Annotated in this window: 13 protein-coding genes; 5 read left to right on the top strand and 8 right to left on the bottom strand. The window is 75.9% G+C overall.

Features of this window, described 5'->3' with window-relative positions:
* Positions 1-25: 25 nt before the first annotated feature.
* Positions 26-937, bottom strand: coding sequence for an acyl-CoA thioesterase (locus tag ACI79R_RS20590; RefSeq protein ID WP_456575533.1), 912 nt, complete (start codon positions 935-937; stop codon positions 26-28).
* Entirely contained in the window at positions 934-1,422 is a 489-nt protein-coding gene (locus tag ACI79R_RS20585; RefSeq protein ID WP_456575532.1) for a cupin domain-containing protein, read from the bottom strand. The genes ACI79R_RS20590 and ACI79R_RS20585 overlap by 4 nt, the downstream gene beginning before the upstream one ends.
* Positions 1,423-1,553: 131 nt before the next feature.
* On the opposite strand from ACI79R_RS20585, the gene ACI79R_RS20580 reads away from it, so the two are divergent.
* Positions 1,554-1,973 carry a RidA family protein gene (locus ACI79R_RS20580; protein WP_456575531.1) on the top strand — a complete coding sequence of 140 codons (420 nt, stop codon included), beginning with the start codon at positions 1,554-1,556 and terminating at the stop codon, positions 1,971-1,973.
* 19 nt (positions 1,974-1,992) lie between these two features.
* Here ACI79R_RS20580 and ACI79R_RS20575 read toward each other — a convergent pair whose 3' ends face one another.
* From ACI79R_RS20575 to ACI79R_RS20565, 3 genes are all read right to left on the bottom strand, one after another.
* Positions 1,993-2,718 (bottom strand): alpha/beta fold hydrolase, encoded by a 726-nt coding sequence (locus ACI79R_RS20575; protein ID WP_456575530.1) that lies wholly within the window; start codon positions 2,716-2,718, stop codon positions 1,993-1,995.
* A 116-nt stretch (positions 2,719-2,834) separates the two neighbouring features.
* Entirely contained in the window at positions 2,835-3,761 is a 927-nt protein-coding gene (locus tag ACI79R_RS20570; RefSeq protein WP_456575529.1) for an AraC family transcriptional regulator, read from the bottom strand.
* Positions 3,761-4,762, bottom strand: coding sequence for a LuxR C-terminal-related transcriptional regulator (locus tag ACI79R_RS20565; protein WP_456575528.1), 1,002 nt, complete (start codon positions 4,760-4,762; stop codon positions 3,761-3,763). The genes ACI79R_RS20570 and ACI79R_RS20565 overlap by 1 nt, the downstream gene beginning before the upstream one ends.
* A gap of 123 nt (positions 4,763-4,885) precedes the next feature.
* Here ACI79R_RS20565 and ACI79R_RS20560 point away from each other — a divergent pair, with 123 nt between their 5' ends.
* Complete coding sequence (locus ACI79R_RS20560) at positions 4,886-6,316, top strand: amidase (protein WP_456575527.1); 1,431 nt, start codon at positions 4,886-4,888, stop codon at positions 6,314-6,316.
* An 18-nt stretch (positions 6,317-6,334) separates the two neighbouring features.
* On the opposite strand, the gene ACI79R_RS20555 is transcribed toward ACI79R_RS20560, so the two are convergent.
* On the bottom strand, positions 6,335-7,618 hold the full coding sequence (locus ACI79R_RS20555; RefSeq protein WP_456575526.1) for a HupE/UreJ family protein: 1,284 nt from the start codon (positions 7,616-7,618) through the stop codon (positions 6,335-6,337).
* 177 nt (positions 7,619-7,795) lie between these two features.
* Between ACI79R_RS20555 and ACI79R_RS20550 the strand changes: the two genes are divergently transcribed.
* Complete coding sequence (locus tag ACI79R_RS20550; RefSeq protein WP_456575525.1) at positions 7,796-8,380, top strand: hypothetical protein; 585 nt, start codon at positions 7,796-7,798, stop codon at positions 8,378-8,380.
* A gap of 27 nt (positions 8,381-8,407) precedes the next feature.
* On the opposite strand, the gene ACI79R_RS20545 is transcribed toward ACI79R_RS20550, so the two are convergent.
* The gene (locus tag ACI79R_RS20545) at positions 8,408-8,788 is read right to left on the bottom strand and encodes an ArsR/SmtB family transcription factor (protein ID WP_456575524.1); all 381 of its coding nucleotides are present in this window, start codon (positions 8,786-8,788) and stop codon (positions 8,408-8,410) included.
* An 87-nt stretch (positions 8,789-8,875) separates the two neighbouring features.
* Between ACI79R_RS20545 and ACI79R_RS20540 the strand changes: the two genes are divergently transcribed.
* Entirely contained in the window at positions 8,876-10,585 is a 1,710-nt protein-coding gene (locus ACI79R_RS20540; RefSeq protein ID WP_456575523.1) for a SpoIIE family protein phosphatase, read from the top strand.
* Between the two features lie 50 nt (positions 10,586-10,635).
* Positions 10,636-10,854, top strand: coding sequence for a hypothetical protein (locus ACI79R_RS20535; RefSeq protein WP_456575522.1), 219 nt, complete (start codon positions 10,636-10,638; stop codon positions 10,852-10,854).
* A gap of 10 nt (positions 10,855-10,864) precedes the next feature.
* Here ACI79R_RS20535 and ACI79R_RS20530 read toward each other — a convergent pair whose 3' ends face one another.
* Entirely contained in the window at positions 10,865-11,725 is an 861-nt protein-coding gene (locus tag ACI79R_RS20530; protein WP_456575560.1) for a nucleoside hydrolase, read from the bottom strand.
* Positions 11,726-11,730 lie beyond the last annotated feature (5 nt).

Raw genomic sequence — 11,730 nt, 5'->3', positions numbered from 1 at the left:
TCTCGGAGCCGGGGCGGACGGGGGCTCAGGACGCCCGCGTCATCCCCTCCTGGACGACCGTGGCCAGGTGCCGGCCGTCGGGGGTGAAGAAGCGGCCGAGGCCGACGCCGCGGCCGGAGCCGGCGTGCCCGGCCTCCTGGGCGTAGAGCAGCCAGCCGTCGACGACGCCCTCGTCGGGGACGGCGTGGAACCACATCGCGTGGTCGAGGCTGGCGGTGACCAGACCCGGGCGGGCCCACGGCAGGTCCAGCACGCGCAGCACCGGCTCGAGGATCGTGTAGTCGCAGACGTAGGCCAGCGCGGCGAGGTCGCGCTGCGCCCGCGACAGCCCGGGGACCTCCCGCAGGGCGTCGTAGGGGCGGACCCAGACCGCCTGGTGCGGCGATCGTCCCCCGTCGACGGTGAGGTAGACCGGTCCGGGGACGTGCCGCATGTCGAAGCTGCGGCCCGCGCTCCAGTAGGCCTTCGACTCCTCGGTCATGGTGCCGCCCGAGCGCTCGGCGAGGTACTCGGCCGAGCTGGGCAGGGTCTCCGGGCCCGGCACCTCCGGCGCCGTCGGCGCGTGCGAGCCACCCGGCTCCCCCGCCGCGAAGGAGGCCAGCGCGACGTACACCACCTTGCCGTTCTGGTGTCCGCGGACCGAGCGGGTGCTGTAGCCCCGGCCGTCGCGGAGCACCTCGACCTCGTAGCGGACCTCGGCGCCGATGTCGGCCGGCCGCATGAAGTACGAGTGCATGGAGTGCATCGACTTCGCGCCCTCGCCGGCGTCGGGGACGGTGCGCATCGCCGCGGCCGCCGCGGCCGCGACGAGGTCACCGCCGTAGGCCTTGGGCCAGGGGCAGGGCTGGGTGGTGGCCACGTACGCGACGCCGTCGGCCCCCGGCTGCTCGCGGAGCGTGACGGCGGCGGTGAAGATCTCCGACGTCGGGGCGGTCACGGCCGGTCCACCCAGTTCCTCAGCGCGGCGTCGGCGACGTCGGCGAGGTTGACCACGATGTTGTCCGGGGTGCGGGTGGTCATCCAGGTGAGCGGCCGGTTGCGGTCGAGGTTGCACTCGACGTGCGGCATGTGCGGCGGCACGAAGACCCAGTCGCCCTCCTCCATGTCGAGGTAGTCCTCGTACCTCTCCCCGAAGTAGATCCGCGCCCGTCCGGACAGCACGTAGCCGCCGGTCTCGGCCTCCCCGTGGTGGTGCGGGACCGACCGGTAGCCGGGCTCGTTGCTGACCTTGCCGAACCAGATGCGGGTGGCCGGGGTGTTCTCCCGGCTGACGCCCGCGATCCGGGAGGCGCCCTCGGACTGGCCGGTGCGCTGCGACTCGAGCCCGCCGCGGGTCACGACCGGCACGACCAGGCCGGCCTCGTTGGCGTACGGCGAGCCCGCTCCCGCGGGGATCCGGAGGTCCTTGTCGGTCGGCTGCATGTGCGCTCCTCCTCGATGGGGAGCCCGCGCTCCGGCGTCCTGCGGCGCCCTCTCGGGACTGTCGGCGCGGCCTCGTATGCACTATCGTTCACGACCGTCACCAGATGTCAATAGCCGTCGATGGAGGCAGCATGACCCCGATCCCGGTGAACCCCGCGGCGCTGCCGGCCCCGAGCGGCTACTCGCACGGCACCCTGTCCGGCAACACGCTGTACCTGGGCGGTCAGACCGCGCTCGACGCCGACATGAGGATCGTCGAGGGCGGCATCGTCGAGCAGTTCCGCCAGGCGTTCGGCAACCTGCTGGCCACGCTGGCCGAGGCCGGCGGCCGTCCCGAGGACCTCGTGACGGTGACCATCTACCTGACCGACATCCCCGACTACCAGGCCCACGGCCGGGAGATCGGCCGCGTCTGGCGGGAGCTGGCCGGCCCCGTCTACCCGGCGATGGCCGGCATCGGCTGCACCGCGCTGTGGCAGCCCGAGGCGATGATCGAGATCCTCGGCGTCGCCGTGATCCCGGACGAGCGGCTGCGCCGGCCGGCGTCCTGAGCCGGCCGACGCAGCCGGGTCAGTCCCGCCCGGCCGCGACGATCGCCTCCGCCAGGCGCTGCGGCGCGGTGAACATGACCTCGTGGCTGCCCGGCAGCTGCACGAGCCGGTACATCCCCAGCCGGCTGGACATGCGGGGGTGCCATCCCCACTCCCCCGGCGGCAGCGCGGTGTCCTCGGTGGCGTTGATGTAGCTGCGGGGCAGCTCGAGGGCGTAGAAGCGCGAGAGATCCAGCGTGTCGACGAAGGGCTGGAAGGGCTCCGACGACAGGCGGCCGTACGTCTCGCGGGCGAGCGCCTCGTCGGCGTCCTGGATGAAGGCCTCCCGCCAGATCGGCCACGGCATGCTGACCGTGTTGTCGCCGCTGGCCGCGGCGAGCTGGCCGAACAGGTCGCGGTAGTGCGGGGGCACCTCGTCGAGGAGGCTGTTGCCCGGCTGCGGCACGAACGCGTTCCAGAAGACCAGGCGCCGCAGGCGGTCGGGGATCTCCTCCGCCACCCGGGCGATGACCGTGCCCCCGAAGCTGTGGCCGAGGAGGACGACGTCGGTCAGGTCGGCGCCGGTGATGGAGTCGACGATCGAGGCCACGCAGTCGTCGTGCGTGACGGCCTTGTCCACCCCGACGCCGTGACCGGCGATCGTGGGCGTGTGCACCTCGTGGCCGGCGGCGGTGAGGTGCTCGGCGACGGGCTGCCACAGGGAGCCGTCGTGCCAGGAACCGTGGACGAGGACGAAGCGGATCACGGGACCTCCCCTGTCGTGTCGCCCGGGTCGGCGACCGTGCCGCGACGTTAGGGGCGCCGCCCGCGCCGCCCTGTCCGGATCGCGCGCACCGGCCGGAACGCGCGACCGGAAAGGGGTCACCGCCCCCGGGCGGTCTCCGAGGGCAGCCGGCCGAAGGCCCGGCGGCAGTCCGCGGCGAACCGCCCCGGGTGCGCGAAGCCCCAGCGCCAGGCCACCTCGGCCACGCCGCCGGCGTTCCCGGCCAGCAGGTCGCGGTGCGCGCCCGCGAGCCGGACGTCGCGCAGGTAGGCCGCGGGCGTCGTGCCCAGCCGGTCGCGGAAGTGCTGCTGCAGGGTGCGCGGGGACACCCCCGCGGCGGCCGCGATGTCCACCAGGCCGATCGGGGTCTGCGCGTGGTCGTGCACGAACGCCTGCGCGCGCCGGACGACGCCGGCGCCGCCGCTCCGCCCGCGGTCGGCCTCCGGCGGCGTGGCCGCCAGCGCCGCGGCGGCCACGAGCCCGACGACGGACCGGCCGACGGGCCCCTCCAGCAGGCCGCCGGGCAGGGCCTCGTCCAGCAGGAAGCGGGTGACGCCGTCCCAGGCGGTGCGGTCGGCGAGCACGCCGGTCCGGATCCCCGCCGCGCCGCCGGCCCCGGCGGCACGGGCGATGTCGGCGAGCGGGACCTTGACCGTCAGCAGCCGGCAGCCCGGACCGAAGGCCAGGTCGTGCTCCTCCCGGGCGTCGAGCGCGACGACGTCGCCGGTGCCGACCACCGTGCGGCGGCGGCCGGACCCGACCTCGAGCGCACCGGCGACCGGACGGGAGAGGAGCACGAAGTCGCGGAAGGGGGTCGGCCGCACCCGCACCGGGCTCCGGCCGTAGGAGAGCACGTACACGCCCAGCCCCGCGCCGCCGCCCTCGGCGTGCCGCGCGCGGAACCCCGGCCCCCGGGGCGTGAGCGAGTGCGGGCAGTAGGTGCGCCCGACCTGCTCCCGCGCGGAGTCGACGTCGTCGGTGTCCAGGCGGACGGCGAGCCCGGACCGCGGGCGCCCCGGCCCCATCAGCAGGCGCCCGGGGCCGTGCGCACCGGGAGGTGCACCAGCCCCAGCCGGACGGCGGTCGCGGCCGCCGCGGCCCGGTTGCCGGCGCCCAGCTTGGTCAGCAGGTGCCCGACGTGGCTGCCCACCGTCCGCTCGCTGACCCCGAGCGCGCGGGCGACCATCCGGTCGGTGGCCCCGCCGGCCAGCGCGGCGAGCACCTCCAGCTCCCGCAGCGACAACCCCCCGGGCGCCGGCGCCGGCCGGTGCGCGACCACCACCCACGCCCCGGCGGGCGAGGCCTCGACCGCGGTCAGCGCGCTCCCCCGGAGGACCAGCAGCGAGCAGCCCAGCCGGGACGGCCAGCGCGCCGGGTGCAGCAGCTCGCGCAGCGGGCCCGGCGGCGCCACCAGGGCGGGCTCGGCGCCCGGGGTCAGGGCCACGGTCGAGCCGTCGCCGGGCCGCCAGGCGAGCATGCCGCCCTCGCCGTCCGGCACCGGCAGGGGGACGCCGCCGAGCGGATCGACCAGGGCGGTCAGGTCGGGGCCGAGCAGCCGCAGCAGCGCGACCGCCTCGTCGTCCACGGCCGGGCCGGCCGTGCTGGCGTGCAGCGCCCCGACGTACCGCTCCCCCGCCGTCAGGCAGACGCTGACCCCGTCGGTGTACCGGGAGGGCCCGATCACCCGCTCGAACATCGGCCCGCGGCGCCCGGCCTCGGGGATGTCGCTCATCCGCAACGGGCCACCCGGGCCGCGCACCGCCGGGAAGTGCGGATCGGCGTGGAAGCCGGTCTCGATGGCGGCGAGGACCTCGCCGGCGTAGCCGCTGCTCGCCAGCGTCTCGTGCGTGCCGCCGACCGGGTCCCAGCGCTCGACCGCGGCAGCGCAGCACGGGAGCAGCGCGGTCAGCGCGTCGAGCACACCGCGCGCCCGGTCGCCGGGGAGCGCACCGGAGTCCACGGCCTCGGCGGCCGCCCGGACCTCGAGCGCCACCGCCAGCCGGCTGCCCGTCGGCACGGAAGGCACGCCGCACCCTGCCACGTCCCGGCCCTCCGTGGGGCCGCGCCGGGCTCGGTAGTTCCCCCGATGCGCGGCCGGCCGCGGCGGCGGCAGTCTCCCGCCACCGCCCCCGAGCCGTGAGGAGCACCCATGGACGTCGCCGAGTACGCCGAGCACGACGCCACCGCCCTGGCCGCGCTGATCCGCTCCGGCGAGGTCAGCGCCCCGGAGGTGCAGGAGGCCGCACGGACGGCGGTCGAGCAGGTGGAGCCCGAGCTCAACGCGCTGGTCGGCCCGCTCTTCGAGAAGCCGCTCGAGCACGACCCGGCCGGGCCGTTCGGCGGGGTGCCGTTCGCGCTCAAGGACCTCATCACCCACGCCGCCGGGGTGCCGCAGCGCGCGGGCAGCCGGCTGCTCGGCGACGGCATCCCGTTCCCGTACGACAACGCGCTGATGACCCGCTTCCGCGCCGCCGGCCTGGCCGCGCTGGGGCTCACCGCCACCCCCGAGTTCGGCTTCAACGCCGCGACCGAGTCCGTCGCCAACGGCCCGACCCGCAACCCCTGGGATCCCTCCCGCTCCCCCGGCGGGTCCAGCGGCGGCTCCGCGGCCCTGGTCGCCGCCCGGGCGCTGCCGGCCGCGCACGCCAACGACGGCGGCGGGTCGATCCGCATCCCCGCGGCGGCCTGCGGCCTGGTCGGGCTCAAGCCCACCCGCGGCCGGGTGACCGTCGGCCCCGACTACAGCGACCCGCTCCTCGGCCTCGGCATCGAGTTCGCCGTCGCCCGCACCGTCCGCGACGTCGCCGGCCTGCTGGACGCCGTGCACGGCGCCGAGCCCGGCGACCGGTACCTGCTGCCCGCCCCGGCGACGAGCTTCGGCGACGCCGCCCGGCCGGTCGGCGGGCGGCTGCGGGTCGCGGTGTCGACCACGGCGGCCAACGGGGTGCCGGTCGACCCGGCCTGCGTGGCGGCGGTGCAGGCCGTGGCCGGCGCCCTCGCCGAGGCCGGCCACGTGGTCGAGGAGGCCGCCCCGGAGTACGACGTCGCGGCGTTCGACGACGCCAACCTCAAGGCCTGGAGCAGCTTCCTCGCCGACGGCGCCTACGGCATCGCCGCGCTGCTCGGCCGGACGCTGGACACCGAGGTGCTCGAGGCGACCACGCTCGCCTGCGCCGAGTACGGGGCCACGCTGACCGCGATGGACATCTACGCGGTCGACCGGGTCTTCAACGCCACGACCCGCGCGGTCGCCGGCTTCTTCACCGGCTACGACGTGCTGGTCACCCCCACCACCGCGGCGCCCAACACCGCCATCGGCCACCTGGACGCGAACGACGCGTCGCTGGACGCCCGCGGCTGGTACGACCGGATCTTCTCGTTCGGGGCGTTCACAGCGCTGTCCAACGTCACCGGCGCACCGGCGATCAGCGTGCCCGGCCCGCCGTCGCCCGAGGGCTGGCCGGTCGGCGTGCAGGTGGTCGGCCGGCACGCGGCCGAGGAGACCCTCCTGGGGGTGGCCGCGCTCCTCGAGGAGGCGCTGCCCTGGGCGGACCGGCGGCCGGCGGTCGTCGCGCACTGACGGGGCGCCCCGGCCGGGTCACCGGGCGGCCGGTGCGACGGCGTCCTCGCGGACGCCGTCCGCCGGTGCCCGCCGGTCGGCCACCCGGCAGGCCACCGCCACCGCGGCCAGGCCGGCGACCACCGGCCAGGGGGAGGCGACGACCGCCTCCTCGAGCCCCGCCAGGGGGTTGGCGAGCAGGCCGAGCCGGTCCAGCGCCCAGCCGAGCGCGGCGACCAGGGCGACGGCGGCGCCGATCAGCCGCAGCGCCGGGCCCGATCGGGTGCGCGACATCAGGTACAGCGACGGGAACACGAGCACCACGGCGAGCAGCTGGGCCAGCTCGACGCCCACGTTGAACGCGAGCAGCGCGGGCACCGAGGCCGAGCCGTCGAGCCCGAGGTCGGTGAGGATGCCGGCGAAGGCCAGTCCGTGCACCAGTCCGAAGCCCCCGGCGATGAGCACCTCGCCGCGGCGGGCCAGCGGGCGCACCGCGTGCACGGCGGCCACCCCCACCGAGGCGGCGATGAGCACCTCCACCGGCGCGCCGGGTACGGCGACCCAGCCCAGCGCCGCGGCGATCAGCGTCAGCGAGTGGCCGGCGGTGAACGCCGTGACGACGGCGAGCACGCGGCGCAGCGCCGGACCGAGCCCTCCCCGGCGGCGCCACCGTCCTCCGACGGCCACGAGCGGGGCGACCAGCAGCAGCGTCAGCAGGAACAGCAGGTGGTCGGCGCCGGCCAGCACGTGGTTCAGGCCGTGGCCGACCATGTCGGCCAGGCCCGTCCCCGCCACGTCGCCGATCCGCAGGCTGCTGTCCGTGGCGTCGAGGACGCCCGCGGTGGAGATGTCGCCGGCCGCGTCGGTGAGGACGACGACCGCCTCGTGCGCCGGGTCGGCCTCGATGACGCCGTCGTAGGTCAGCGTGAAGTCCGACGGGTCCGCGCCCCCCGGGTCGATCGTCACCTCGACGCTCAGGGAGTCGATGCCCTCGACCGACTCGCGGACGACGCCGGCGTAGGTCTCGGTCCACTCCGTGCCGTCGGCGCCGGTGACGGTCAGGTGCTCGTCGAGGTAGGCGGCGACCTCGTCGGCGTAGGAGTCGACGTCCGCGGCCGACGCCCAGTCCGTGCCCAGCGCCTGGTCGAGGGTCTGCAGCGCGACGCTGACCGTCGCGTCGACCGAGTCCTCGCCCACCCGGACCGACAGGGTGCTGCTGCCCAGGCTGTGCGCGTCGGCGACCCCGGGGGTGAGCAGGACGAGGCCGCCGGCCGGGGCGGCCCCGCCGGCGAGCGTGCGCCGGACACGGTGCAGGGAGGACATGGCGGCCGAGCCTGGGGTCGGAGTCTGGGAGCCGCCTGGACGCCGGCTGGGAGGACCACATCACCCGGCGTGACCGCCGGGTCTCACAGCGTTCGTCCAGCGAGCGCCCAGGGTCACCGGAGCCGGCGTCCCCATCGTTGCTCCCGACCGACTTCCCCCAGCTCGAGAGAAGCCACGATGAAGCTCCGCACGACCCTCGCCGCCGCCCTGCTCGCCGCCGTCGTCCCCGTCGCGGCCGCCTGCGGCACGACGGCCGACGCCGCCTCGGCGACCTCCACGTCCAGCAGCACCACCGGCACCGGCAGCACCCAGGAGGACGCCTTCGCGGGCGGCCGTCCGGACGGCGGCGCCGGCGGCGGGCCGGGGGGCGTCGACGTCTCCTCGGTCACCACCGGGGAGCAGCTGGTCGAGGTGATCCAGGAGGCCTACGGGGACGGCTCGCTCGACCTGCACCGCGGGCACCAGCCGGTCCAGGACGTGCTCGACGAGGTGCTCGCCATCAGCCACGACGAGCTGCACGTCCGCATGGACGCCGGCCAGAACCTGGCCGCCGTCGCCGAGGACATCGGCGTCGACCCGCAGGACCTCGTCGACGCGCTCGTCGAGTCGTGGGGCACGGCCATCGACACCGTGCTCGCCTCCGGCGAGATCACCGAGGACGAGGCCGAGCAGTACCGAGCCGCGCTCGAGGAGGCGTTCACCTTCCGCGTCAACTGGGACGGCGAGGAGGAGATGCCGACCTTCACCGGACTGGACGCGTGAGCCGGGGCCGCCGGCCGCGCGCGGCGGTCAGCCGCCGCCGCGGCCGGAGTCGGCCAGCGCGACGGCGTCCCGCTCGCCGTCCAGGGCCTCGAGCAGCGTCTGGTTGTGCCGCAGGTTCAGCGTCAGCATCCGCCGGGCCACCGCGAGCAGCTCGGCGGTCTGCGGATCGCGCAGCGAGCAGATGACGTTGTTGCCCGACCGCCGGCTGCTGACGATGCCGGCCCGCCGGAGCACCGACACCTGCTGCGAGAGGTGCGAGAGCTCCAGACCCGTGCCGTCGGCGAGCTCCCCGACGGTGCGCTCCTGCTCGGCGAGCAGCTCGAGCACCCGGATCCGGGCCGGGTGCGCGAGGGCCTTGAACAGGTCCGCCTTCGCCTCGGCCAAGGGACGGCCCGGAGTGAACGGCATGCCTGCCATCTTACGGAGCCCGGCTCCCCGTGGTCATCGACTTGATAAAGTCATCAAGTTCGCATGTCGACACGGGGATGAGGCTGCATGGCGCGCTGGTGGCGGACCGACGGAGGCGACGACGTCGACGCCGACTCCCAGACGCTGGAGACCATGCCGATCGGGCTGATCGAGCTGGACACCGACTGGACGGTCCGCTTCGTCAACCGGGCGGCGGAGGAGATGGTCGGGTACCAGCGAGCCGACCTGCTCGGCCGCTCCTACTGGGAGGCCTTCCCGGCCAACGCGGACAACGAGTTCGGCGAGGCCTACCGGCAGGCGGTCAGCACCCGCCGGCCCCGCACCGTCGAGGCCTTCTACCCCGAACCGCTGAACCGGTGGTTCGAGGTGCAGGCGGTGCCCACGGCCCAGGGGCTGTGGCTGTACTTCACGGAGGTGACCGCCCGCCGCCAGGCACTGGAGCGGCTGGCGCTGCTGGCCCGGGTCAGCGCCGAGCTGGCCGGGACGTTCCACACGCCGGCCGCGGTGGGGCGCATCCCGCGCCTGCTGGTGCCCACGATGGCCAGCTGGGCGACGGTCGCCCTGGTGGACGAGGACGGCAGCCTGCAGGAGGCCGGCGGCTGGCACGTCGACCCGATGCGGACTCCCCTGGTGCGCCGGTACGCCGCCGCGGCGCAGGCGTCGTTCCCGGCCACCTCACCGGTCGTGCGCGCCGTGACCACGGCGAGCACCGTGACCCTCTCCGCCGCGGAGCTCTCCGGCAGCGCCCTGGGCGCCGTGGCGTCGGGCACCGCGCGCCGGCTGCTGCGGGCGCTGGACCCGGGCAGCATGACCGTGCTGCCCATCCGCGGCCAGGACCGCGTCCTGGGCGCCATGACCCTGGTCCACGACCGGCACCGCACGCCGGACCCGGCCGACCTCGCCACCGCCACCGACGTCGCCGAGCGCATGGGCCTGGCCCTGGACAACGCGCGCCTCTACGAGCAGCAGCGGCGGCTGGCCGAGGAGCTGCAGCGCAGCATGCTGACCGCGCCGCCGGAGCCCGACCACGCGCAGATCGTCGTGCGGTACCTGCCGGCGGCCGAGGCCGCGCGCGTGGGCGGGGACTGGTACGACGCCTTCGTCCAGCCGGACGGCGCGACCAACCTGGTCATCGGCGACGTCGTCGGCCACGACACCGCGGCCGCCGCGTCGATGGGGCAGCTGCGCAGCATGCTGCGCGGGATCGCCGTCACCGGCGACGCCGGCCCGGCCCAGCTGCTCACCCAGCTCGACGCGGCGATGGCCCAGCTGCAGCTGCACACCTACGCGACCGCCGCCGTCGCCCGCTTCGAGCAGAGCCGGGCCGACGTCGAGCGCGGCATCACCCGCATGCGGTGGGCCAACGCCGGGCATCCACCGCCGCTGGTCATCCACCCCGACGGCACGATCGCCGAGCTGGCCAGCTGGCGCGGCGAGCTGATGCTCGGCGTCGACGCCTCGACCCCGCGCAGCGACTCGGCGATCAGCCTGGACCGGGACACGACCGTCCTGCTGTACACCGACGGGCTGGTGGAACGGCGCACCGCGGATCTCGACGACGGCATGGCGCGGCTGCGGGCCGCCGCGGTCCGGCTCGCTGACCTGCCGCTGGACGACCTGTGCGACCGGCTGATCGAGGAGCTGGTGGAGCCCACGCCGACCGACGACGTTGCGCTCGTCGCGATCCGCCTGCACCGGCAGGACCGGCCGCGACCCGACCAGGCCGGCGCACCGGACGTCCCCCCGACCGTCGGCCCGGACCCGGCCGGCACCTGACCGGCAGAGGGGCTGCATCCGGGGAGCCCTCGGGATCCGAAGGCCTGGACGTGGTCGCACGCAGCGCAGACGTCGAGTGGCTCCTCGAGCCGCTGGTCACCGCCGGGCTCGACGCCGAGGAGATCCAGACGCTGGTCTGCCGGCTGGGCTTCGAGGTCCTCACCGCCGACGGGGCACCGGGGCTGCTCCGCCTGCACCGGGTGGCCGCCGACCGCGCGCCACGGGTGCAGGCGGCCTGGATGGAGACGGTCGGCCGGCTGCTCGGCTGAGGGCTCCGGCTCAGACCCGGACCGGCCGCTGCCGGCGCTCGTGCAGCCGCAGCCGGGCGAGCAGGTCGCCGAACAGCAGCCGGGTGTCGACGTCGGTGTAGACCCGCCGCTCCGCGCCGCCCGCGGCCGACACGGTGTACCGGCTGGACTCGTCGTCCAGGGCGGTGAGCAGCACCGGCGGGCTGTCGCCCAGGGGCCACACCGCGCCGATCTCCAGCCCCTCGGGCAGCGGCAGCTCCACGAAACGGGTCCACAGCCAGGCGCCGACCGCGCCGCTGCCGGCGAGGTCGGCCTCGAGCTCGGCCACCGAGTACGCGCAGCGCCGGTAGGTCTCCAGCGGGAACGAGGAGACGGCGAGCTCGGCCCGGCCGAGCACGAACTCGGCGGCGGCGGGGTCGGTGTCGCGGTTGTACTCGAACACGCCGTCGGCCAGCGCGCCGCCGACCCAGACCAGCGTCAGGCGGGTCGCGATCTCCGGCGCCTCCTCCAGCGCGGCGGCGACGTTGGTGAGCGGGCCGGCGCAGACGACGACCAGCCGCAGGTCGTCGTCCCGGCGCGCCTCGGCCACGATCGCCGCGGAGGCCGCCGAGCGCGCCCCGCCCGGGGTGAACGCCGCCTCGGCACCGGTGTGCACGCCCGAGGGCACCGGGACGCCGACGAGGTCGACGAGCTCCCGTGCCATCGCCGTCCCCCGCGCGGCCGTGCCGTCGGTCTCCCCGAACACCGGGTTGAGGAAGGAGCTGGTCACCGCCACCACCCGGTTGGCCGGGGAGAGCAGGTGGTGCGCCAGCCCCACCAGCCCGTCGGGGTCACCGGCCCAGTCGTTGTCGACGACGACCCGGCACCGGGCACGGAGGCGGAGCTGCTGCATCGCGG

It is taken from the genome of Blastococcus sp. SYSU D00820 (assembly GCF_054050695.1).
Note: the sequence above shows the minus strand (reverse complement) of the source record. Positions and strands in the feature narration are given on the sequence as shown.

What these genes read in the sequence shown, in the direction of transcription:
- ACI79R_RS20550 (WP_456575525.1), top strand. Translation starts at nt 7,796, where the DNA reads ATGAAGCTCCGCACGACCCTCGCCGCCGCCCTGCTCGCCGCCGTCGTC.
- ACI79R_RS20570 (WP_456575529.1), bottom strand. Translation starts at nt 3,761, where the DNA reads ATGGGGCCGGGGCGCCCGCGGTCCGGGCTCGCCGTCCGCCTGGACACC.
- ACI79R_RS20585 (WP_456575532.1), bottom strand. Translation starts at nt 1,422, where the DNA reads ATGCAGCCGACCGACAAGGACCTCCGGATCCCCGCGGGAGCGGGCTCG.
- ACI79R_RS20530 (WP_456575560.1), bottom strand. Translation starts at nt 11,725, where the DNA reads ATGCAGCAGCTCCGCCTCCGTGCCCGGTGCCGGGTCGTCGTCGACAAC.
- ACI79R_RS20545 (WP_456575524.1), bottom strand. Translation starts at nt 8,788, where the DNA reads ATGCCGTTCACTCCGGGCCGTCCCTTGGCCGAGGCGAAGGCGGACCTG.
- ACI79R_RS20540 (WP_456575523.1), top strand. Translation starts at nt 8,876, where the DNA reads ATGGCGCGCTGGTGGCGGACCGACGGAGGCGACGACGTCGACGCCGAC.
- ACI79R_RS20560 (WP_456575527.1), top strand. Translation starts at nt 4,886, where the DNA reads ATGGACGTCGCCGAGTACGCCGAGCACGACGCCACCGCCCTGGCCGCG.
- ACI79R_RS20555 (WP_456575526.1), bottom strand. Translation starts at nt 7,618, where the DNA reads ATGTCCTCCCTGCACCGTGTCCGGCGCACGCTCGCCGGCGGGGCCGCC.
- ACI79R_RS20580 (WP_456575531.1), top strand. Translation starts at nt 1,554, where the DNA reads ATGACCCCGATCCCGGTGAACCCCGCGGCGCTGCCGGCCCCGAGCGGC.